At 68.2% G+C, this 22,937-nt stretch carries 19 protein-coding genes; 11 read left to right on the top strand and 8 right to left on the bottom strand.

Going from position 1 to position 22,937, the window contains the following annotated elements; all coding sequences use genetic code 11:
• Nucleotides 1–300: 300 nt before the first annotated feature.
• The 9 genes from KAK07_RS03430 (at nucleotide 301) to KAK07_RS03390 (ending at nucleotide 15,487) form a co-directional block, all read left to right on the top strand.
• The gene (locus KAK07_RS03430) at nucleotides 301–2,487 is read left to right on the top strand and encodes an ABC transporter substrate-binding protein (RefSeq protein ID WP_375140977.1); all 2,187 of its coding nucleotides are present in this window, start codon (nucleotides 301–303) and stop codon (nucleotides 2,485–2,487) included.
• Between the two features lie 16 nt (nucleotides 2,488–2,503).
• Nucleotides 2,504–3,487, top strand: a complete 984-nt coding sequence (locus KAK07_RS03425; RefSeq protein ID WP_210853941.1) for an ABC transporter permease — start codon at nucleotides 2,504–2,506, stop codon at nucleotides 3,485–3,487.
• A gap of 25 nt (nucleotides 3,488–3,512) precedes the next feature.
• On the top strand, nucleotides 3,513–4,958 hold the full coding sequence (locus KAK07_RS03420; RefSeq protein WP_210853942.1) for an ABC transporter permease: 1,446 nt from the start codon (nucleotides 3,513–3,515) through the stop codon (nucleotides 4,956–4,958).
• A gap of 12 nt (nucleotides 4,959–4,970) precedes the next feature.
• The gene (locus tag KAK07_RS03415) at nucleotides 4,971–6,812 is read left to right on the top strand and encodes an ABC transporter ATP-binding protein (RefSeq protein ID WP_210853943.1); all 1,842 of its coding nucleotides are present in this window, start codon (nucleotides 4,971–4,973) and stop codon (nucleotides 6,810–6,812) included.
• Between the two features lie 289 nt (nucleotides 6,813–7,101).
• Entirely contained in the window at nucleotides 7,102–9,915 is a 2,814-nt protein-coding gene (locus KAK07_RS03410; RefSeq protein ID WP_210853944.1) for a TonB-dependent receptor domain-containing protein, read from the top strand.
• A gap of 119 nt (nucleotides 9,916–10,034) precedes the next feature.
• Nucleotides 10,035–11,852: a tetratricopeptide repeat-containing sulfotransferase family protein gene (locus tag KAK07_RS03405; protein ID WP_210853945.1), complete on the top strand. Its 1,818-nt coding sequence runs from the start codon at nucleotides 10,035–10,037 to the stop codon at nucleotides 11,850–11,852.
• 51 nt (nucleotides 11,853–11,903) lie between these two features.
• Nucleotides 11,904–13,202, top strand: a complete 1,299-nt coding sequence (locus KAK07_RS03400; RefSeq protein WP_210853946.1) for an aspartyl/asparaginyl beta-hydroxylase domain-containing protein — start codon at nucleotides 11,904–11,906, stop codon at nucleotides 13,200–13,202.
• Nucleotides 13,202–15,091 (top strand): sulfotransferase, encoded by a 1,890-nt coding sequence (locus tag KAK07_RS03395; RefSeq protein WP_210859106.1) that lies wholly within the window; start codon nucleotides 13,202–13,204, stop codon nucleotides 15,089–15,091. The genes KAK07_RS03400 and KAK07_RS03395 overlap by 1 nt, the downstream gene beginning before the upstream one ends.
• Before the next feature lie 135 nt (nucleotides 15,092–15,226).
• Entirely contained in the window at nucleotides 15,227–15,487 is a 261-nt protein-coding gene (locus tag KAK07_RS03390) for a hypothetical protein (protein WP_210859105.1), read from the top strand.
• 72 nt (nucleotides 15,488–15,559) lie between these two features.
• On the opposite strand, the gene KAK07_RS03385 is transcribed toward KAK07_RS03390, so the two are convergent.
• The 7 genes from KAK07_RS03385 to KAK07_RS03355 all read right to left on the bottom strand — a co-directional run bounded on the left by KAK07_RS03385 (nucleotide 15,560) and on the right by KAK07_RS03355 (nucleotide 20,314).
• Nucleotides 15,560–16,318, bottom strand: a complete 759-nt coding sequence (locus KAK07_RS03385) for a 3-hydroxyacyl-CoA dehydrogenase (RefSeq protein WP_210859103.1) — start codon at nucleotides 16,316–16,318, stop codon at nucleotides 15,560–15,562.
• 138 nt (nucleotides 16,319–16,456) lie between these two features.
• The gene (gene adk / locus KAK07_RS03380; protein ID WP_210853950.1) at nucleotides 16,457–17,110 is read right to left on the bottom strand and encodes an adenylate kinase; all 654 of its coding nucleotides are present in this window, start codon (nucleotides 17,108–17,110) and stop codon (nucleotides 16,457–16,459) included.
• Nucleotides 17,111–17,270: 160 nt separating this feature from the next.
• A complete protein-coding gene (gene kdsB / locus KAK07_RS03375) occupies nucleotides 17,271–18,026 on the bottom strand; it encodes a 3-deoxy-manno-octulosonate cytidylyltransferase (protein ID WP_210859102.1) in 756 nt (251 codons plus the stop codon).
• Nucleotides 18,023–18,220, bottom strand: a complete 198-nt coding sequence (locus KAK07_RS03370) for a Trm112 family protein (protein ID WP_210853952.1) — start codon at nucleotides 18,218–18,220, stop codon at nucleotides 18,023–18,025. Before KAK07_RS03370 ends, kdsB begins: the two co-directional genes overlap by 4 nt.
• A complete protein-coding gene (lpxK, locus tag KAK07_RS03365) occupies nucleotides 18,217–19,254 on the bottom strand; it encodes a tetraacyldisaccharide 4'-kinase (protein ID WP_310740693.1) in 1,038 nt (345 codons plus the stop codon). Before lpxK ends, KAK07_RS03370 begins: the two co-directional genes overlap by 4 nt.
• Nucleotides 19,251–19,679 carry an ExbD/TolR family protein gene (locus KAK07_RS03360; RefSeq protein ID WP_210853953.1) on the bottom strand — a complete coding sequence of 143 codons (429 nt, stop codon included), beginning with the start codon at nucleotides 19,677–19,679 and terminating at the stop codon, nucleotides 19,251–19,253. Before KAK07_RS03360 ends, lpxK begins: the two co-directional genes overlap by 4 nt.
• 8 nt (nucleotides 19,680–19,687) lie before the next feature.
• Nucleotides 19,688–20,314 carry a MotA/TolQ/ExbB proton channel family protein gene (locus tag KAK07_RS03355; protein WP_210853954.1) on the bottom strand — a complete coding sequence of 209 codons (627 nt, stop codon included), beginning with the start codon at nucleotides 20,312–20,314 and terminating at the stop codon, nucleotides 19,688–19,690.
• Between the two features lie 75 nt (nucleotides 20,315–20,389).
• On the opposite strand from KAK07_RS03355, the gene xseA reads away from it, so the two are divergent.
• Complete coding sequence (xseA, locus tag KAK07_RS03350) at nucleotides 20,390–21,679, top strand: exodeoxyribonuclease VII large subunit (protein ID WP_210859101.1); 1,290 nt, start codon at nucleotides 20,390–20,392, stop codon at nucleotides 21,677–21,679.
• 116 nt (nucleotides 21,680–21,795) lie between these two features.
• Entirely contained in the window at nucleotides 21,796–22,380 is a 585-nt protein-coding gene (locus KAK07_RS03345) for a superoxide dismutase (RefSeq protein WP_210859100.1), read from the top strand.
• A 64-nt stretch (nucleotides 22,381–22,444) separates the two neighbouring features.
• Here KAK07_RS03345 and KAK07_RS03340 read toward each other — a convergent pair whose 3' ends face one another.
• On the bottom strand, nucleotides 22,445–22,912 hold the full coding sequence (locus KAK07_RS03340; protein WP_210859099.1) for a DUF192 domain-containing protein: 468 nt from the start codon (nucleotides 22,910–22,912) through the stop codon (nucleotides 22,445–22,447).
• Between the last annotated feature and the right edge of the window lie 25 nt (nucleotides 22,913–22,937).

The raw sequence follows: 22,937 nt of genomic DNA, 5'->3' as shown, positions 1-22,937 counted from the left end.
ACCTGCCAGGCACCATAAGGCGTCATTTCGACGCTCCGTGGTGCATTGAGTGGTGCGTTTTGGGGTTAACCCCCTATGACGGCTGAGTAAACCCTTAGTTTCGCCTCCTGCCGGCCGCATAGAATCTGCCGCTATCGCCTGGCCCGGCCTTCGCTACAAGCAGGGGTTGTGGAAGGCGCTTTTCTTTTGTTCCGCCGTCGATGGCCTTATCCGTGGCCGCAACGGTGCCGTATGGGGGTACTCCGCATGGTCGGTGTGTTCACGGCGTTGCGCCGTGTCCGGGCGCTTTGGGCACCCGCGATGGGGCTGGCTGCGCTGCTGGGTCTGGCGGGCTGCGACAACAGCCCGTGGGTGCGTGGCGAAGCCAGCCGCAACGTCATCCACTCGGCGATGATCGAGAACACCCCGCGGCACCTGGACCCCACCGCCTCGTACTGGTCGAACGACACCCTGGTCACCTACCAGGTCTACGAGCCGCCCTACGGCTACCACTACCTGAAGCGCCCGTTCGAGCTGGTGCCCAAGTCGGCCGAGCAGGTCGTCAAGCCGCGCTATTACGACAAGAGCGGCAAGGAACTGGACGAAGACGCCCCGGGCGAGCAGGTCGCCGAGAGCGTCTACGAGGTGCCGATCCGCAAGGGCATCCTGTTCCAGCCGCACCCGGCCTTTGCCAAGGACGAGCGTGGCAACTACCGCTACCACGCGATGAAGCCGGGCGACATCGGGGAGCGGCGCTCGGTGATGGACTTCGAGCACACCGGCACCCGCGAACTGGTGGCCGAAGACTTCGTCTATGCGCTCAAGCGCCACGCCACGACCCGCATCACCACGCCCATCTTCGGCATCTTCTCGGAGTACGTGGTCGGCCTGAAGGAATACGGTGACCTGGTCAAGGCCGAGGACAAGAAGCTGCGCGCCGGCACTGACCCGGCCAGCCTCGACAAGCCCTTCCTGGACTTCCGCCGCTGGCCGCTGGCCGGCGCCACCGCGCCCGAGAAGCACCTGCTGCGCATCCGCCTGCATGGCAAGTACCCGCAGTGGAAGTACTGGATGCAGATGACCTTCACGGCTCCCATCCCCTGGGAGGCCGATGCGTTCTACGCCCAGCCGGGCATGGCCGCGCGCGGCCTGACGCTGGACATGTGGCCGGTGGGCACCGGCCCCTACATGGTCACCGAGTACGTCAAGGACCGCCGCATCACGATGCAGCGCAATCCGAACTACCGCGGCGTGCCCTACCCGTGCGAGGGCACCGACGAGGACAAGGCCAAGGGCCTGCTGGCCGACTGCGGCAAGCCCACGCCCTTCATCGACACCATCGTCGCCACCGTGGAGCGCGAGGCCACGCCCCAGAAGAACAAGTTCCGCGACGGCTACTACGACCTCGAGGTCTTCGAGCGCACCGACACCGGCAAGGCCTACCTGGTCGAGATGGACGACTCCGACGAGGTCCGTGCCGACTACACCGCCAAGGGTTTCGACTTCGGCCAGTACAGCGACGTCAACAGCTACATCATCGGCTTCAACATGATCGACCCGGTGATCGGCTATGGCGACACGCCGCAGCTGCGCGAGCGCAACCGCAAGCTGCGCCAGGCGATCTCCATCGCGATCGACTGGGAGGAGTACTCGAAGATCTTCCCGAAGAAGGCCGGCCTGACCGCGATGAGCCCGCTGCCCCAGGGCATCCCCGGCTCGCGCGAGGGCCAGCCCGAGGGCGTCAATCCGGTGACCCACAAGCTGGTCGACGGCCAGTACGTGCGCCGCACGATCGAGGACGCGAAGAAGCTGATGGTCGAGGCCGGCTACCCCGACGGCCGCGAGGCCAGCAGCGGCAAGCCACTGGTCATCAACTACGACTACTACGCGCCGGCCACGCCGGAGCGCAAGCCCGAGATCGATTGGGTGGTCAAGCAGTTCGCCAAGCTGGGCATCCAGCTGGAGGTGCGCGCCACCGACAACAACCAGTTCCAGGACAAGGTCCGCAAGGGCAAGCACCAGGTCTTCTGGCTGGGCTGGAACGCCGATTACCCGGACGCCGAGAACTTCCTGTTCCTGCTCTACGGCCCGAACTCGAAGAGCGTGTCCGACGGCGAGAACACCTCGAACTACCAGAACCCAGAGTACGACAAGCTGTTCGCCCAGCTCAAGACCATGGACGACGGCCCCGCCAAGCAGGCCCTGATCGACCGCATGGTGCGCATCCTGCAGGACGACGCGCCCTGGAGCTTCGGCTTCTACCCCTACGCGTCGGCGGCGGTGCACGGCTGGATCAAGAACTCCAAGCCGGCCATCCTGATCCGCGACCACGGCCGCTACCTGCGCCTGGATGCCCAGCAGCGTGCCGAGGCCGTGGCGCGCTGGAACCGTCCGGTCTGGTGGCCGCTGCTGGCGCTGCTGGCCGTCGTCGTGGCGGGCGTGGTGGTGGCGCGGCGCGCGCTGCGCAAGCGCGAGCGCACCAACGCCCGCGGCGAAGTCCTGGCCTGATCGACGAGAGCACACGATGATTGCGTACACCATCCGCCGCCTGCTCTACGGCGTCGTGATCCTGCTGGGCGTGAACCTGGCCACCTTCTTCCTGTTCTTCACGGTCAACACGCCGGACGACATGGCCCGCCTGAACATCGGCGGCAAGCGTGTCACCCAGGAGCTGATCGAGAAGTGGAAGGTCGAGCGCGGCTATGACAAGCCGCTGTACCTCAACGACCAGCGCGTGGGCCTGGAGCGCTTCACCGACACGATCTTCTACGACCGCTCGGTCTCGCTGTTCCAGCTGAAGTTCGGGCGTGCCGACGGCGAAAGCGCCGGTGACATCGGCCACGAGGTGGCCAGCCGCATGTGGGTCAGCATCCAGCTGGCGCTGCCGATCTTCATCCTGCAGGTCATTGCCAGCACGGCTTTCGCGCTGCTGCTGGTGATGTTCCGCCATACCCGGCTGGACCTGTGGGGCGTGGTGCTGTGCGTGCTGATGCTGTCGATCTCCAGCCTCTTCTACATCATCGTCGGCCAGTACCTGTTCTCGCGGGTGCTGAAGCTGGTGCCGATCTCGGGCTATGCGGCGGGGCTGGATGCGGTGCGCTTCCTGATCCTGCCGGTGCTGCTGTCGGCGCTGGCCCGACTGGGTGCCGAGGCGCGCCTGTACCGGGCGATGTTTCTGGAGGAGATCGGCAAGGACTACGTGCGCACCGCGCGCGCCAAGGGCCTGTCCGAAACGGTGGTGATGTTCCGCCATGTGCTGCGCAACGCGCTGATCCCGATCATCACCAGCGCCGGCGGCTACCTGCCGTATGTGTTCATGGGCAGCCTGGTGTTCGAGAGCTTCTTCGGCATCCCGGGCCTGGGCGCCTACGTGATCGAGGCGATCAGCAAGCAGGACTTCGCGATCGTGCGCACCATGGTGTTCGTGGGCTCGCTGCTCTACATCGCCACCTACATCCTGATCGACCTGGCCTACACCTGGGTCGATCCGCGCGTCCGCCTGGGCTGACGCCACCGCTGCAAGGAACACGGTGATGCCGAAATTCGTTCTTCTCTGGACCGACGTGGCGATCTGGCTGCTGATCGCCGCCGCGGTGGGCTACGGCCTGATGGTGCGCCGCCGCGCCAACCTGCGCGCCAACTGGGCCAAAGTCTTCCAGAACGGCCCGGCGCTGGCCTCCAGCGTCGTGCTCGTGCTGTGCCTGCTGCTGACCCTGGCCGACAGCCTGCACTTCCGTCCGCAATTGCCGCCAACGCCAGGTGCGCCGGCCGGCACGGTGGCCTACGACACCCGCGTGAAGTCGGTGCTGGATGCGCTGATGGCCTCGGCGGCCGAAGCCCGCGAGGCCACCTACTCGGTGCCGCTGGCCTATGTGCGCTTCACCAAGGAGTCGGAAACCATCGATGGCAAGGTGCAGCGCGTCGCGCCGCGGCTGACCTATGGCGGTGCCCACCTGAGCAACCCGGCGGCTGAATGGGCGGGTGATGTCACGGCGCGGGTGCTCAAGGGGCTGGTCGCCGGGGCCCTGGGCGCCGCGATGCTGTGCCTGCTGGGCCTGCTGCTGATCGGCCGGGCCCGCGGCACGCCGCTGGCGCAGACCTGGCAGGACGTGCGCCAGCAGCGCTTGCCAGTGCCCTGGCATGTCGCCGGTCTGACCGTGCTGATCCTGGGCCTGCTGCTCGGCCCGGTGGTCACGCTCAACGGGGCCTACCACGTGTTCGGCACCGACATCACCGGCAACGACGTGCTCTACCAGTCGGTCAAGAGCATCCGCACCGCCTTCGTCATCGGCACGCTGGCCACGCTGGCCACGCTGCCGCTGGCGGTGACGCTGGGCATCATGGCCGGCTACTTCAAGGGCTGGGTGGACGAACTGATCCAGTACCTCTACACCGTGCTGTCCTCGATCCCCAACATCCTGCTGATCGCCGCCTGCGTGCTGATGGTGCAGGTGTTCCTGGACAAGCACCCCGAACTGTTCGAGACCGGCGTCGAGCGCGCCGACCTGAAGCTCTTCCTGCTGTGCGTGGTGCTGGGCGTGACCGGCTGGGCCGGCCTGTGCCGCCTGCTGCGTGGCGAGACCCTGAAGCTGCGTGAGCTGGAGTACGTGCAGGCCGCCAGCGCCTTCGGCGTGGGCCACTGGCGCATCATGGCGCGCCACATCTTCCCGAACGTGGCGCACCTGATGCTGATCGTCACGGTGCTCGAATTCTCCGCGCTGATCCTGTATGAGGCCGTGCTGTCGTATGTGGGCGTCGGCGTCGACCCGTCGATGAACAGCTTCGGCGGCATGATCAATTTCGCCCGCAACGAGATGAGCCGCGACCCGGTGGTCTGGTGGCCCTTCGCCGCCGCCTTCGTGTTCATGGTGTCGCTGGTGTTGGCCGCCAACCTGTTCGCCGACGGCGTGCGCGACGCCTTCGACCCGCGCGCCCGGGCCTTCCGCCCGCGCGTGGCCGCCGTTCCCAAGAAAGCCTGACGCGAGCGCCCCATGCTGGACATCAAGAACCTGAAAGTCGAGCTCGATGGCGAGGTGGGCATCGTGCGCGCCATCGACGACATGCGCCTGACCCTGCAGCGCGGTGAGACCTTCGCGCTGGTGGGCGAATCGGGCTGTGGCAAGAGCATGACCGCGCTGGCGCTGATGCGCCTGCTGCCCGAGAACGGCCGCGTGGTCGGCGGCGACATCCTGATCGACGGCGACGACGTGCTGGCCCTGCCCGAGTCGGACATGCGCAGCGTGCGCGGCGGCCGCATCGGCATGATCTTCCAGGAGCCGTCGACCAGCCTGAACCCGGTGATGCGGGTGGGCGACCAGCTGGTCGAAGCCATCGAGACGCACACCAGCCTGCGCGGTGTCGCCGCCCGTGAAAAGGCGATCGACTGGCTGCGCCGGGTCGGCATCCCCGAGCCTGAGCGGCGAATCGACGACTACCCGTTCCGCATGAGCGGCGGCCAGAAGCAGCGCGTGATGATCGCGATGACGCTGGCGGCCGAGCCCGACTACATCGTCGCCGACGAGCCCACCACCGCGCTGGACGTGACCATCCAGGCCCAGGTGCTGGACCTGCTGAAGGACCTGCAGCGCGAACATGGTCTGGGGCTGCTGCTGATCACCCACGATCTGGCGGTGGTGTCGGGCATGGCCCATCGCGTGGCCCTGATGTATGCCGGCCAGATCATCGAGCTGGCGCCCGCCGACGAGTTCTTCCGCGCGCCGCGGCATCCCTATGCCCAGGCGCTGCTGCGCGCGCTGCCCGATGCCTCGCGTCGCGGCACGCAGCTGTCCGCCATTGCTGGCACCGTGCCGCCGCTGACGATGAGCTTCAGCGGTTGCCGCTTCGCACCCCGCTGCGACCGTGCACTGCCGCAGTGCACCAGCACCGTGCCGGCGCTGCTGTCCCAGGGTGGGGCGCGCGAGGTGCGTTGCCTGCTGTACGAGCCTGGCATGGCGGGTCAGGGCAGCGTGGCCGCGCCGCAGCCTGCGCCGGCACCCTCGCCGCGGTCCACCGCGTCGGCCCAGGACCAGCCGCTGCTGGACGTCCAGGGCCTGCGCGTGCGCTTCCCGATCCGCAAGGGCCTGCTGCAGCGCACGCACGGCTGGTTTGATGCGGTCGATGGTGTCAGCTACCAGGTGCGCGCTGGCCAGACGCTGGCCCTGGTGGGGGAATCCGGCTGCGGCAAGACCACCAGCGGCAAGGCCATCGTGCAGTTGCTGCGCGGCCAGGCGACGATCGAGGGGCAGGCGCTGCTGGGCGGCAAGAACCTGTTCGCGCTGGAGGGCGACGCCCTGCGCGCCGCGCGGCGCGACATCCAGATCATCTTCCAGGACCCGTTCGCCTCGCTGAACCCGCGCATGCGGGTCTTCGACATCCTCGAGGAAGGGCTGCTGTCGCTGCAGCCCGACCTGGATGCAGCAGCGCGCCGGGCCCGGCTGGAGGCCCTGGCCGACCAGGTCGGCCTGCGGCGCGAGGCGCTGGAGCGCTACCCGCACGAGTTCTCGGGCGGCCAGCGCCAGCGCATCGCCATCGCGCGCGCGCTGGCGGTGCGGCCCAAGCTGATCGTCTGCGACGAGCCCACCTCGGCGCTGGACGTGTCGGTACAGGCCCAGATCCTGAACCTGCTGAAGGACCTGCAGGCCGAGCTGGGCATCGCCTACCTGTTCATCACCCACAACATCGGCGTCGTCGAGTACATCGCGGACCGGGTGGCGGTGATGCGCGGCGGGCGCATCGTGGAGCAGGGCGATTGCGCCGACGTGCTGGAGCGTCCCCAGGACGCCTACACGCGCCGGCTGATCGACGCCGTGCCGCGCCTGAACACCCCGGCCTGACCCCGCGAGCGGCCGCGTCCGCCGGCCTGTCTTGATGCGTGTCGCCCCACCGGGCGACGCGCGTTTGGCGCTCGTCCGTGACCCCCATGAACGTTGAAGTTTTTTTGCAACACAGCGGACCGGAATGAGATGCAAAAAGGGTTAACCGCATGACTGGACAAGAGGGCACTCGCCACAATCCGTTCACGGTCCGTTGAAGCAAGGACACGAAACTTCACAAGACGGCATGGCCCTTGCTTCATGACTGGGTCTATCGATCAATTCTTTTCAGATCAAAGGAGTGGCATCCATGTTCAATCGCACGAAACTATGCTCCAGCCTGCTGGTGGCGTTCGGCGGCGGCGTCACGGCGTTCAGCCCGATGGCGCAGGCGCAGACCGCCCCCACCGACACCCCGACCGCCGAGCGCGTGGAGGTGACCGGTTCGCGTGTCCGCCGTATCGACGCCGAAGCCGCGGCGCCGGTGCAGGTGGTCAACCGTGAGCAGATCCAGCAGTCGGGCGTGGTCTCGATCGGTGCGCTGCTCCAGCAACTGCCGTCGATCGCCGGTGCGGCGACCAACCCGCAGGTCAACAACGGCGGTGGTGATGGCGCGTCCACCATCTCGCTGCGCGGCCTGGGCTCCGAGCGCACCCTGGTGCTGCTGGACGGCCGCCGCCTGGGCGCCGGCTTCGACGTCAACTCCATCCCGCTGAACCTGATCGAGCGCGTTGACATCCTGAAGCAGGGTGCCGGTGCCACCTATGGTTCGGATGCCATCGGTGGTGTGGTCAACATCATCACCCAGAAGAACTTCACCGGCTTCAATGCCGCCGCCCAGTACGGCGTGTCGGGCAAGGGCGACGCCGAGACCAAGAACCTCGAGCTGACCTTCGGTACCTCCACCGACAAGGGCCACGTGATGGCCGGCCTGAACTTCAACAAGCAGGGCCTGGTCCGCTCCGGCGACCGCAAGTTCTCGGCGCATGCCCTGTACTGGTACACGTATGACGGCGTGGTCAACACCCTGAAGCTGGGTTCGAGCTCCACCCCGCAAGGCCGCATCTCGCTGCCGGCCAGCACCGTGCTGCCCAACGGCAAGACCGCTGCCGAGCAGTTCGGCTGCGCCGGCTCGACCATCCGCCTGACCCGCAAGACCGGCGCCGCCGGCACCTCGCTGGACGACTTCCGCTGCTACTCCAGCGCCACCGACTCCTACGACTACCAGCCGCAGAACCTGGCCCTGACCCCGCAGGAGCGTGCCAGCCTGTTCGTCGACGCCTCCTACCAGGCGTCTGACGCGGTCGAGCTGTTCGCCACCGTGCTGCACAACCGCACCACGTCCGGCTTCCAGATCGCCCCGCTGCCCATGGTGGCGGCCAACGACGGCTGGGCCACCAGCGCCAACAACCCGTTCGGCATCCGTTTCGGCTCCACCTCGGCTGGCGGTGCCGCTGGCACGAACATGCAGGTGCGCCCGGTCGACCTGGGCAAGCGCCAGTCGAACAACGCCACCACCCTGAGCCAGATGACCCTGGGTGCGCGCGGTGCCGTCGCCGACAGCTCCTGGACCTGGGACCTGGCCTACACCTACCAGGGCTACCGCCAGAACACCGGCGTCAGCGGCTACATCAACGGCGGCCTGCTGCAGAACGCGCTGACCAACGACGCGTTCAACATCTTCAACGTCACGGCCGACAACGCCACGGGCCAGGCCTCGCTGGTCGGCCTGACGCCGTTCTCGGTGGGCTACACCAACTTCACCTCCACCAACGAACGCACGTTGGACCTGGTGATGACCGGTGACGTCTACAAGTGGACCCCGGGCACGATCCAGGCCGCCGTGGGCGCTACCTACAGCAAGTCGGACCTGAGCGTGAAGGTCGATGAACTGACGCGCTATGTGCCGCCGACCTACAACTCCTGCCTGCTGGCGGCCGAGACCTGCGGTGGCGACACCTCTGGCACGCAGAACGTCAAGGAAGTGTTCGGTGAGCTGTTCATTCCGCTGCTGAAGGACATGCCGGGCGCCAAGGCCCTGAACCTGACGCTGGGCAGCCGCCTGTCGAGCTACGACAGCTTCGGCAGCACGACCAACAGCTCCGCCAAGCTGGAGTACCGTCCGGTCGCCGACCTGATGGTGCGTGGTACGGCGTCGCAGGTCTTCCGCGCCCCGACCATCAATGACCGCTTCGGCGCCACGCAGGGCACCTTCCCCACCTTCATCGATCCCTGCCAGACGGCCACCGGCAACGAGCCCGGCTACAGCCGCGCTTGCCAGTACATCCCGCCGAACAGCGGCTACGATCAGGACAACTCGCAGATCCTGGGCTTCCTGGGTGGCAACAAGAACCTCAAGCCTGAACAGGGCAAGGTGTTCACCCTGGGCTTCGTCTATGACTCGAGCCTGATCAAGGGCTTCTCTGTCACGGCCGACTACTGGAACTACCGCCTCGACGACGCGATCACCTCCGGCGACCCGACCACGATCGCCAAGGCCTGCCTGAACACGCCGTCCGACGCCTTCTGCAACCGCATCAAGCGTGACCCGGGCACTGGCCAGATCGACAACATGGATCTGTCCAACCTGAACGCCGGCTACATCAAGACCAACGGTATTGATGTGTCGCTGCGCTACATGCTGCCGCCCACCGCCTACGGCCGCTTCCGCGTGGGTCTGGACACCAGCTACACCAAGAGCTTCAAGTACGACCTGGGTGACGGTGTCGAACAGGAAGCCGCTGGCACGCTGGATCCGAGCTACGGCAACTTCGCCAAGTGGCGCATTTCCGGCAACGTGCAGTGGGGCATGGGCCCGTTCGGCGTGCTGTGGACCTCGCGCTACATCAGCAGCACCAACATCAGCAACAGCAAGGACGCCAACTTCTGCTCGACGGCGACCTGCCCGACCGTTCTGGTTCGCCAGGGTGGCGTGACCTACCACGACGTGGCCGTCTCCTACAGCATGGAGAAGACCAAGACCAAGGTCATCGTCGGTGTGAACAACGTGGGCGACAAGCAGCCGCCGCTGGCCTACCAGTTCCAGCTGAACGGCAACGTCGACGTGCAGACCTACGACACGATCGGCCGCCGCTGGTTCGTGCGCCTGGAGCAGGCGTTCTGAGTGAGATGAACTGGTCCTTGTGACCAGTCGATCCATGAGCCGCGCGGCTGTGCCGCGCGGCTCATTTCATTTCTGGACTTTCATTGACATCGCGGGCTCCCTGAACGATGCAAGAGAACATGGCGATTCAGCGCGCCTACGCCGCCTACGAGGCGGGTGACCTGCACGCGGCCTCCCAGTGGGCCGACATGGCCCTGATCGGCGCGCCCAAGGATCCGCAGGTGCTGCTGGTCTACGGCATCATCAAGCAGGCCAAGGCCGACTTTGGCGCCGCCGCCACGGCCTTCCGGACCCTGACCCGCCTGCAGCCCACCGAGCCCACGCACTGGATGAACCTGGCGACCGCCCTGCGGGCCTCGGGCCAGTTGAATGACGCGGCCGAGGGCTACCAGGCGGCCGCACGCATTGCGGGCTGGAACCCCGTGCTGCGCTACAACATGGCGCTGCTCGAGATCGAGCGCGGCCAGTTGCCCGAAGCCCGACAGCAGCTGGCGCTGGCCATGGTGCAGCGCCCGGTGGAGGCCGAGATTGGCTGCCTTTACGCCCAGACCCTGATGCAAAGCGGCGAGCCCGCGGCGTTGCGCAGCGCGCTGCAGGACTGGCAGAGCTGGCAGGGCTGGACGCCTGAACTGCTGGCCGAGGTGGCGATGATGCTGCTCACCGCTGGCGACCAGGCCTCGGCCCTGGGCATCGTCGAGCAGTTGTCACTGTCCCGCCAGAATGGCCACGCGGTGGAGATGACCCTGGTGTCGCTGCTGGAGCGCACCAACCGCCTGGACGAGGCCAACCAGCGCTTTGCGCGGCTGCAGGCGGTGCGCGTGTCGATTCCGCCGGAACTGCAGGAGCGGTGGCTGGGCCTGTGTGCACAGATGGCCACGCGCAATGGCCAGACGGAGGAGGCCGTGGGCCTGTACCAGCAGCTGCTGGCGAAGGACGTTCCCGAGCCCGCACGCCACGAGCTGCTGTTCCCGCTGGCCAAGGCCCTGGACACGCTGGGGCGCAGCGCCGAGGCGTTCGAGGCAGCCACGGCGGCGCACCGCTCTCAGATGGCTTTCTTCGGCATGGCGGCGCCGGGATCGCAGGGGCAGGAGATCGCCTTCGGCGACCCCGGCCGCACCGGCTGTGACCCGCAGGATGTGGCGCGCTGGCACGACCCGGCGGCCCCGTCCGCGGCCCAGAGCCCGGTGTTCATCGTGGCCTTCCCGCGCTCCGGCACCACCTTGCTCGAACAGATGATGGACGCCCATCCCGGGCTTCAGACCATGGACGAGCAGCGCTTCCTGCTCGACGCGCAGGAATGCCTGCAGGAACAGGGCCTGGACTATCCACGCGCGCTGGCGCAGGCCAGCGCCGAGCAGCTGCAGGCCGCCCGCCAGCGCTACTGGAGCCAGGTGGCCACCAAGGTGGACCTGGCACCCGGTCAGCGCCTGCTGGACAAGAACCCCTTGAACATGCTGCGGCTGCCGGTGATCCGCCGTCTGTGGCCCGAAGCCCCGATCATCATGGCGGTGCGTCATCCGCTGGACGTCATCACCAGCAACTACTTCCAGCACTACCGGGCCCCCGATTTCGCACGGCTGTGCCAGGACCTGCCGACCCTGGGCGCCGGCTATGCCGCGATGTTTGCGCAGTGGTACGCCGCCGTTGAACTGCTGCAACCGCGGGTGATGGAGGTGCGCTACGAGTCGCTGGTGGCCGACCTGGAAGGCTATGCCCGGCAGATCGCCCAGTTCTGTGATCTGGCATGGGACCCGGCCATGCTCGAGCCCGCGCAGAATGCGCGGCGCCGGGGCTATATTGGCACCCCCAGCTACCATCAGGTGGTCAAGCCGGTGACCGCCAAGGCAGTGGGCCGCTGGCGCGCCTATGAGCCGCAGCTGCGCGTTCTGGTGCCCGGCCTGTCCAGTCTGATGTCGCGCTGGGGTTACGAGGCCTGAGCGCTGCGTGGGGAACGAAGCGACCGGCCTGGGATCGGATGGAAGATGGCGATGGATGCAGTCGAGTTCACGGAGTCCTTCAACACGGCGCGGGCCTGCATGGGCGCCGGACGCCTGCCGGAGGCCTTGTCGATCCTGAATCGACTGGTCGATGCGGCCCCCGAGCACGTCGAGGTGCGCAATGCCCTGGCCGTGCTGGCCCTCAGCGCGAACGACCTGCGCACCGCCCGGCAGCATGTGCAGGCCGCCTTGAACAGCGCACCGCAGGACCCGCTGACCCTGAATCAGTTGGCCAACATCCAGGAAGCCGAGGGCGATGGCGCCGCCGCGTTGGCCTCCTACCGGCGGCTGCTGACCGCACAGCCCGCGCTGTTCGCTGCGCGGCTGTCCTGTGCGCGGCTGCTGGAGCAGGGGGGCGACCTCAACGCGGCGGTGCTGCACTACGCGCGCGCCATCGACGACGCACAGCGCCAGGGCCGCTGGATCAGCGAGAGCTCCACGCCACCCGCGATGCGTGCCGCCGTGGTTCATGCGCTGTCCATGGTCCGCGAGCACAAGCGCAGCCTGTGCGACCAGATCCTGTCGGGCATCGTCGCCCGCCACGGCCAGGCCGACATGGACCGCGTCATCGGCTTCGCGCTGATCCAGCTGGGCGAGGCGGTCTACGACGCGCCGGACAAGCGCCAGCACCCGACGCGCTTTCCGGTGCCCGGCCTGGCGCAGTCGCCCTACATCGACAAGACCCGCATCCGCGGCGTCGACCAGCTGGAAGCCCAGGCGGCCCAGATCCGCGCTGAGCTGCTGGCGGTGATGTCGGACCCCACCGGCCGCGAGCCGGTGTTCGGCGACCCGGCGCTGGCCCAGGCCTTCCTGGCCAACCAGACCGGTCCGTCGCGCTGGGACGGCTACTACTTCTACCGCCACGGACAGCGCAACGAGAACAACGCCGCCGCCTGTCCCGTGACCGCTGCCGCGATCGATCAGCTGCCGCTGTCACGGGTCACCGGCCACGGCCCGGAGGTGCTGTTCAGCATCCTGGGGCCTGGCACGCACCTGCTGCCGCACTACGGCGTGACCAACGCCCGCCTGGTGGGCCACCTGCCGCTGATCGTGCCGGCGAACTGCGCGCTCAACGTGGCCGGCATCGAGCACGCCTGGAAGGAGGGCGAGGTCGTCGTCTTCGACGACACCTACTCGCACGAGGCCTGGAACCGCAGCGACCAGATCCGGGTGGTGATGATCTTCGACCTGTGGCATCCCGATCTCAGCGAGGTCGAGATTCAGGCGCTGCGCGAACTGCAGGAGGTGCTGGGTGGCTTCAGCACCCGGTCCTCGTCGCTGGAGTTCTGATGAAACTGGCCCAACCCTTCTTCAAGCTGCCCCTGCAGTTCGACGCCGATCGCCTGGCGCAGGAAGTGCGCGCGCTGCCGCCCGAGGCCTGGGTGAGTCATCCCAACGCCTTCGAAGGCAACACCGCCTGCCGGCTGATCACGGTGGACGGTGCCGAGAACGACGATGTCACCGGCCGCATGGCCATGACGCCCCACCTGCAGGCCACGCCCTACATCCGCCAGGTGCTGGCGCACTTCGGCGTGGTCTGGGGTCGCTCGCGGCTGATGCGGCTGGCGCCGGGCGCCAAGGTGCCCGAGCACGCCGACATGAACTACCACTGGTTCACCCGCGTGCGGGTGCACATTCCCGTGCTGACCCGCCCGGGCGTGAAGTTCTGGTGCGAGGACGAGTGCGTCTACATGGCGCCCGGCGAGGCCTGGATCTTCGACAACTGGCGGCTGCACCGGGTCGAGAACGACACCGACGAGGAACGCATCCACCTGGTCGCCGACACCTCGGGCAGCGCGGCCTTCTGGAACATGGCCATGGGCACGCCACCGGGCCAGCTCCCGCAGCGTGTGGGCTACCAACCCGGGCGCGAGGTCAGCCTGGCGCTGGAGCGCTACAACACCTTCCGGGTGATGCCGCCGTCCGAACTGGAGTCCTTGCTGGGCGATCTGGCGGCCGATCTGGAGCCCACGCCCGGGGCAGGCGGCTCGGTGCACGATGTGCTGCGCTTCCAGAGCCTGCTGCGCAGCTTCTGCAACGACTGGCGCCAGCTGTGGTCGCTGTATGCCGACTCGGATGAGGGCCTGGAGCAGTTCCGCTACATGGCCCAGGCGCTGCGCGAGGTGACCCAGGCCCACGGCGAACGCCTGTCGATGCGCAGCAACAAGGCCCCGACCATGCGCGTGCTGATGGCACGGGTGGGGCGCTACCTGGTCAGCGAAGGGCAGACCAGCCTGACCCAAACGGCTCCGTCGCCCGTTGTGGCGAGCGCGGCAGCGACCATGAGCACGTCACCGGCGCCGTCGGCGATCCGGCGCGATGCCCCCGCGCCAGCCATCGCCCCCCAGGGCATCGCCCCGGTGTTCATCATCGCGGCACCGCGCTCGGGCAGCACCCTGCTGTTCGAAACACTGGCCAGCACACCCCAGTGGTGGACCGTGGGCGGCGAGGCCCATTGGCTGGTCGAGGGCTACGAGCAATTCGCCCCGGGCACCGACGGTCTGGAAGACAACCGTCTGGACGCGTCGCATGCCAACCCCGAACTGGCCGCCGACATGGCCGCGCGCTTGCGTGCGCGGCTGCGAAACCCCCAGGGCGAACCCCTGCCGGCCGATGCCGGGCCGGTGAGGGTGCTGGAGAAAACCCCGAAGAACGCCTTGCGCGTGCCATTTTTCGCAAGCCTGTTTCCCCAGGCCAAATTCGTGTTCCTGTGGCGCGACCCCTGGGAGAATATCAGCAGCATCCTCGATGCCTGGGAAAGCGGCGGCTGGGTCACTTATTCGAATATGCCGGGCTGGGACGGCGATTGGTCCTTGCTGCTGCCGCCGGGCTGGCGTCAATTACGCGGTCGCCCATTGGCCGACGTGGCCACATTCCAATGGAATACCACGAATACCATTGCACTGGATGACCTCAGTGCGCTGCCGCCCGAGCGCTGGATGGCGGTGAACTACACCGATCTCACCCGTCAGCCCGATCAGGTGGTGCGCAGGATCTGTGATTTTGCAGGTATCGCTGTCGATTCTGCCTTGCAGGCACGGCTCAGCGCTCCGTTACCACCATCCCGGCATACGCTCACCAAACCGCACCCTGAGAAATGGCGGAAAAATGAGGACATCATTCGAAAATGTTTGAATGACTTCTCAGATACCTGGGAAAGGTTAAAGTCTCTTCGATAGTTCGTCGTTGATTCTCTCAACTATACTCGTCCAACGAGTCGACCCGAAGAGGTCGGTTGAAATCGGTTGTATTTTCTTGATTATCGCCCCGTTGGTGTCAGCCGGGCGTCTGGAGGTTTGAAGATGTTGTCCCGAATGATCCTGGTTGCCGCCTGCAGCATGGCCCTTCCTGCCTGGGCGCAGACGCCGCCCACCAGTCATGTGGCCGCGGCCACCGCCGATTCGGCGTCCCAGCCGGGCAACGACCCGGACCGCATGGTCTGCCGCTACGAGCGCCCCACCGGCTCCAAGATCCCCACCAAGACCTGCAAGACGGCCGGCATGTGGGAGTACGAGAGCCAGCAGTCGCGCAAGATGGTGCAGGACGCCCAGCAGCGCACCGGTCAGACCCGCTGACCCCCTTCGGTCCACCACCCCTCGCAGGACGCGCACCACCGCCGCCGTCCTGCGGCGGTGGTGCGGCAGCGTTCAGCGCGGCGCCAGGCGAATCGCGCCATCCAGACGGATCACCTCACCATTGAGCATGTCGTTGGTGACGATCTGGTGCACCAGCTTGGCGTAGTCCTCGGGCCGACCCAGCCGGCTGGGGAAGGGCACGCCGGCGGCCAGTGAATCCTGCACCTCCTGCGGCATGCCGAACAGCATCGGGGTGCCGAAGATGCCCGGGGCGATCGTCATGTTGCGGATGCCGTTGCGCGCCAGATCGCGGGCAATCGGCAACGTCATGCCGACCACGCCGCCCTTGCTGGCCGAGTAGGCCGCCTGGCCGATCTGGCCGTCGAATGCCGCCACGCTGGCGGTGCTGATCAGCACACCGCGCTCGCCGGTGGCTTCGGGTTCGTTGCGGCACATGGCCTCGGCCGCGAGGCGGATCATGTTGAAGCTGCCCACCAGGTTGACCTGGATGACCTTGGCGAACAGCGCCAGCGCATGCGCACCATCCTTGCCCACGGTCTTGGCCGCCGGTGCAATGCCGGCGCAATTGACCAGGCCCATCAGCTTGCCCATCGCGGTGGCGGCCGCGACTGCGGCGCGGCCATCGTCCTCGTTGCTGACATCGCAGCGCACGAAGGCGCCGCCCAGTTCGCGTGCCAGGGCCTCGCCCTTGTCCTGCTGCAGGTCGGCGATGACCACCTTCCCGCCGTTCGCGGCCAGCATGCGCGCCGTGCCTTCGCCCAGCCCGGAGGCGCCTCCGGTGACGATGAAGACCTTGCCGGCGATATCCATGGGTTGCTCCTGTTCGAGTGGTTGACGTTGACGTAAACGTCAATTGTGCACCGAGCCGGGCTGTCGGGGGCCTCCGCCATGCAAAAGGGCCGCCCGAAGGCGGCCCTGCTGTGCGTGGAAGACCCGGCCGACGCGGGATCAGCCCAGCGCCTTCAGCGCGCTGGCGGTGATGTCTTCCACCGAGCCGACGCCCGAGATGCGGGCATAGCGCGGGGCCTGGGCGTCGCCGGTGGCGGCCCAGGCGCTGTAGTAGTCGACCAGCGGACGGGTCTGCGAGTGGTACACGTCCAGGCGCTTGCGCACCGTCTCTTCAGCGTCATCAGCGCGCTGGATCAGCTCTTCGCCGGTGACGTCATCCTTGCCTTCGACCTTGGGCGGGTTGTACTTGACGTGGTAGGTGCGGCCCGAGGCCACGTGGACACGGCGGCCGCTCATGCGCTCGATGATGGCCGAGTCGGGGACGTCGATCTCAAGCACCAGGTCCAGCTTGACGCCGGCCGCCTTCATTGCGTCGGCCTGGGGAATCGTGCGGGGGAAGCCGTCAAACAGGAAGCCCTTGGCGCAGTCGGGCTGCTGGATGCGTTCCTTGACCAGACCGATGATGATGTCGTCGCTGACCAGACCGCCGGCATCCATGACCTTCTTCGCAGCCAGACCCAGCTCGGTGCCGGCCTTGACGGCGGCGCGCAGCATGTCGCCGGTGGAAATCTGGGGAATGCCGAACTTCTGGCAGATGAAGCTGGCCTGGGTGCCTTTGCCGGCGCCGGGAGCGCCCAAAAGGATCAGTCGCATGGGTGAATTGCCTCGGAGTGATGTGATTCTGTGGACGGCCTGATGGGCCGTTGGTCGCGACCTGACCCGGTGGTCCGGGCCGCGCGGCGTGGGGATGGGGTCCAGAATAGCATGGGCACCCCTGCGTCAGACTGACAGCCGGGGTGCGTCCGGAGCGGGCTTACCCTGGGAACAGGCGGCGCACGCGCGCCAGATCCTCGGGGGTGTCGACACCGGCCGCCGGGGCCTCCAGCGCCTCGTGGACGATGATCGCTTCGCCATGCCACATCAGCCGCAGTTGCTCAAGCGACTCGACCTGTTCCAGCGGCGCCGGGCTCAGCGTGGGAAAGCGGCGCAGCGTGGCGGCGCGGTAGGCGTACAGGCCGATGTGGCGCCAGGCGGGCACTGGCGGCAGCGCAGCGGCACCCGGGCGCGAGCCGTCGCGCCACCAGGGAATCGGCGCGCGGCTGAAGTACAGGGCACGGCGGCGCTGGTCGCAGACCACCTTGACGACGTTCGGGTTGGCGAAATCCTCGACGCTGTGGATCGGGTGCGCCGCGGTGGCCACCGCGCAGTCCGGGTGGGCGGCCAGCAGGTCGGCGCAGGCGCGCACCAGGGCCGGATCAATCAGCGGCTCGTCGCCCTGGACATTGACCACCACATCATCACCGGACAGGCCCAGCGCCTCGCAGGCCTCGGCCAGGCGGTCGCTGCCACTGGGATGGTCTACCCGGGTCATCAGTGCCGACACGCCGTGCAGCCGGCAGGCGTCGACGATGCGGGCATCGTCGGCCGCCACCATCACCTGGCGGGCACCGATGCCGCTGACCCGCTGGGCCACCCGGACCACCATCGGCAGGCCACCGATGTCGGCCAGCGGCTTGTCCGGCAGCCGGCTCGACGCCATGCGCGCCGGGATCAGCACCGAAAAGCTCACGCCTCTTCCTCGGCCGGCAGCGCACGCGCCTCGTTGGCCAGCATCACCGGGATGCCATCACGGATCGGGAAGGCCAGGCGATCGGCCACACAGACCAGTTCGGTGGGGCGATTCTGCTCATCGCGGCGCAGGCGCAGCGAACTCTTGCACAGGGGGCAGACCAGCAGGTCCAGCAATCGGTGGTCGACACTCATCGGGCAGGCTTGTGGGGGTGGCAGGCGTGAAGGGCCTGGTCGATCTCGTCGACCAGCGCCCGCGGTAGCTGGAAGTCTAGCGCCACCACCCAGATGGACTGGCCCGGCGGCAACCGGCCGGGCGACAGCTTGACCGCGTCCTTCTCGGTCAGCAGCACCACCGGCTCGTTGGCCGGCCAGGGCAGGGGATCGAGCGGCGCGTGGTCGGGCAGCGGCAGGCAGCGGCAGTCCAGGCCCTGGGCGCGCAGCATGGTGAAGAAGCGCTCGGGCTCGGCCAGCCCCGCCGCGGCCAGCGGCACCGGCCCGCTGCCCAGGGTCTGCCAGGCGTCCGCAGCTGGCGGCTGGCCCGCCCACCAGTCGGCCAGCGGCACGGCGCCTGCCAGGCGGCGCTGGGCCAGGTGGCCCGGCCAGGGCGTGCTGGGCTGCTCGGCGTTGTACAGCACGCTGCTGTGCGCCGGCACGCGGGTCGTCCACGGCTCGCGCAGCGGGCCAGCGGGCAGGGTCAGGCCGTTGCCGATGCCGCGCGCATCGAAGACGATCAGCTGCCAGTCGCGCGCCAGCCGGGCGTGCTGCAGGCCGTCGTCAGCCAGCAGCAGGTTCACCTCGGGGTGGGCGCCCAACAGGCTGCGTGCGGCCTCGGTGCGATCGGCGCCCACCATGCCGGGCACGCCGGTGCGGCGGTGGATCAGCAAGGGCTCGTCGCCCACCTCGGCGGCGCTGACCTGGGGACCCAGCAGGCGCAGCCCACTGTCGCGTCGGCCGTGGCCGCGCGAAATCAGCCCGGGCCGCCAGCCGCGCTCCCGCAGCGCCTGGATCAGGGCGATCGTGGTGGGCGTCTTGCCGGCACCGCCGACGATCAGGTTGCCCACCACCAGGACCGGCACCGGCAGTTGCCGTGCGCGCTGGCGATCACGCCCGCGCAGCCACAGCGCAGCGCGCTGCAGGCCCCAGGACAGCGGCCACAGCAGCCAGGCCAGCACCCCCGGTTCGGGCCGCCACCACTGGGCCTGCAGGGCGTCGCCGAAACGGCTCACTGTTCGTTGGCGTGGCTGCCGTTCTGCGCCGCGAAGGTGATGCGCGACAGGCCGGCGCGCCGGGCAGCGTCCAGCACGTTGATCACCGACTGGTGGGCCGCGGCGGCATCGGCGGAGATGATCAGGAAGGGGTCCTTGCGCTGGCTCGCGCTCTCGCGCAGCGCAGCGCCCAGCACATCGACGCTGCGGCCTTCGACGAGCTGGCCGTCCAGCGCGTAGCGGCCATCGGCCGTGACGCTGACGATGATCTCGGCCGGGCGCTCGCGGGTGGCGTCGGCGTCGGCCACGGGCAAGGTCACCTGCAACTCGGTGAACTTCGAGTAGGTGGTCGACAGCATCAGGAAGATCAGGATCACCAGCAGCACGTCGATGAACGGGATCAGGTTGATCTCCGGTTCCTCGCTGGTGGGGCGGCGGAAGTTCATGGCCGGCCTCAGAACTGCCGCAGCGGCAGGCGGCGCAGGTGGTGCAGCAGCCGCTCGGCGCCTTGCTCCATCTCGTGCAGCGACTCGTTCACCCGCCCGCGGAAGAAGCGATGCGCGATCAGCGAGGGGATGGCCACCATCAGGCCGAAGGCGGTGTTGTACAGCGCCACCGAGATGCCGTGCGCCAGCTGCGCCGGATTGGTGCCGCTGCCGCCCTGCGAGCCGAAGATCTCGATCATGCCGATCACCGTGCCCAGCAGGCCCAGCAGCGGGGCGGCGGAGGCGATCGTGGCCAGCGCGTTCAGGTAGCGCTCCAGTTGGTGGGCCGCGGCGCGGCCGGCGCTCTCGAAGGCTTCCCGGATCTGTTCCTCGGGGCAGCGCGGATCCAGGGCCACCACCTTGACGCCGGCGGCCAAGACCGAGCCCAGCAGCGAGTTGTCGGCCAGCTTCGACAGCATGTCGGCGGTGGGCATGGCCTGGCGGGTGACGCCGATCACCTCGTCCACCAGGCCGTCGGGCGCGATGCGGGCGCGGCGCAGCGCCGACAGGCGCTCGAACACCAGCGCCAACGCAGCCACGGAACACAGGATCAATGGCCAGATCGGCCAGCCGGCGGCTTGTATGATCGACAGCATGCGGTCCCTGACACGGTCCTTTTCAATGAACGCGCGATTATGGACCGAAGGCCGCGGGCCTCGGCGCGGCACGGCATGACGACGCTGGAACCGGCATCGCGGGCCTGGAGCGTCGGGGCGCTGTTGCTGGCGGTGGGCGATGCCCTGTCGGCGCGCTTCGCGTCGGTCAGCGTGCGCGGCGAGCTCAGCGGCTTCACCCGCGCGGCCAGCGGCCATTGCTACTTCACGCTGAAGGACGGCAGCGGCGCCGGTGCTGCGCTGCGCTGCGCGATGTTCCGCCGTGCGGCCTCGCTGCTGGCGTTCGCGCCGCGCGACGGCCAGCAGGTCGAGCTGCGTGGCCGTCTGGCGGTCTACGAGGCGCGCGGTGAGCTGCAGATGGTGGTCGAGGCGATGTCGCTGGTCGGGGCCGGCTCGCTGTACGAGGAATTCCTGCGTCTGAAAGCCCGGCTCGAAGCGCTGGGCCTGTTCGACGCCGCGCGCAAGCGCTCCTTGCCGGCGCTGCCGCGCTGCGTGGCGCTGGTGACCTCGGCGTCGGGCGCGGCCCTGCATGATGTCGTCACCACACTGGCCCGGCGCGCACCCTATGTGGCGCTGCACCTGGTGCCCAGCCTGGTGCAGGGCGCGGAGGCGCCGGCGTCGCTGGTCCGAGCCCTGGCCGCGGCGGCGGCCGATCCCCACGCTGAAGCGATCCTGCTGTGCCGCGGCGGAGGCTCGCTCGAGGACCTGTGGGCCTTCAACGACGAGCGCGTGGTGCGGGCGATCGCGGCCTCGCCGCTGCCGGTGATCTGCGGCGTGGGCCACGAGAGCGACATCACGCTGGCCGATCTGGCGGCCGACCGGCGGGCGGCCACGCCCACCGCAGCGGCCGAGCAGGTGGCCCCGGCGCTGGACGAGTTGCTGAGCGCGCTGGACACGCGCGCCCACCTGCTGCGGCGGCAGTGGCAGCGCGAACTGGACCGCCACGGCCAGCGCCTGGACCTGCTGGGCCTGCGTCTGCGGCGACCGGCGCAGGCCATCGGGCTGCAGCGCCTGGCGCTGGATCGCCAGGGCGAGCGCCTGCTGGCCGCGCTGCGCGCCGCCACCCGCCAGAGCACCGAGGCACTGGCCTTGCGCGGCCAACGTGTGCACCGCGCGGCCGAGCAGGCCACGGCCGAGCGGCGTGCCCGCCTGGGCGCACTGGCCGCGCAGCTGGGCGCGCTGGACCCCCGCCGGGTGCTGGAGCGCGGCTACGCCTGGGTGACCGATGCCGACGGCCAGCCGGTGCTGCGCGCCCAGGGTCTGCAGCAGGGCCAGGCGCTCACCGCGGTCTGGGCCGATGGCGAAGTGGGCATGGCGGTGACGCATCCTCCTGGTGCACCAGGCTGAGCGCTTGACCCCATGGCGGCCCAGGCCTCAGTGCCTGCCTACAATCACAACGTTAGCCCCCTGAGCGCGCCAGGATCCCCGGCCGCCAGGATGCCCACCCCCATCAAGGAGATTCCATGACGACCCACACGCTGCCCGCGCTGCCCTTCGGCCTCGACGACCTGGCTCCGCACATGAGCCGCGAGACGCTGGAGTACCACCATGGCAAGCACCACAACGCCTACGTCACCAACCTGAACAACCTGATCCCGGGCACCGAGTTCGAGAACGCCAGCCTGGAAGACATCGTCAAGAAGTCGACGGCCGGCATCTACAACAACGCGGCCCAGATCTGGAACCACACCTTCTTCTGGAACTGCCTGAAGAAGGACGGTGGCGGCGAGCCCTCGGGCGCGCTGGCCGCGGCGATCAACGCCAAGTGGGGCTCGTACGCCGCCTTCAAGGAAGCCTTCACCAAGAGCGCCGTGGGCAACTTCGGCTCGGGCTGGACCTGGCTGGTCAAGAAGGCTGACGGCTCGGTGGACATCGTCAACATGGGCGCCGCGGGCACCCCGCTGACCACCGGCGACAAGGCGCTGCTGACGATCGACGTGTGGGAGCACGCCTACTACGTGGACTTCCGCAACCTGCGCCCGAAGTTCGTCGAGACCTTCCTGAACTCGCTGGTCAACTGGTCGTTCGCCGAGGCGAACTTCGCCTGACCAGTCAGACAGTCTCTCAGCACCGCAGGCCGGCTCACCGCCGGCCTGTGTCGTTTCTGGCCGCTCAGGAGGCCTTGAACAGGGGCCCGCGCAGCTTGCTGCCGGCCTTGAAGCCGCGCTTGGCGAACCAGCCCTGGTTCATCTCCAGCACGAATCGCACCGGCTTCTTCGAGCAGTGCGAGTTCTCGGTCATCGGGGCCATGTCCTCGATGTTGACGATCGTGCCGTCTTCATCGACGAAGGCGGTCGACAGCGGGATCAGCGTGTTGCGCATCCAGAAGCACTGGGTGGCGGGCTGCTCGAAGACGAAGATCATGCCTTCGTGGGCCGGCATCTCGCGCCGGTACATCAGGCCAGTGGCGCGCTGATCCTCGGTGCGGGCGACCTGGGCAACGATGTTGTACATGCCCGCGCCCAGGTTGACGGTCGGCAACTGCTGCGCCTGTTGCGCCGATGCCGCAATCGACAGGCTGCCCAGGGCCAGGCAGGCCAGATGAGCGAGGGTGGCGGGCGTTGGCTTGATCTTTGTCATGTCCAATACAGGTCGTGGCGCTAGA

The sequence above is a fragment of the Ideonella alba genome, assembly GCF_018069875.1.
Lineage (GTDB): Bacteria > Pseudomonadota > Gammaproteobacteria > Burkholderiales > Burkholderiaceae_C > Ideonella > Ideonella alba.
Note: the sequence above shows the minus strand (reverse complement) of the source record. Positions and strands in the feature narration are given on the sequence as shown.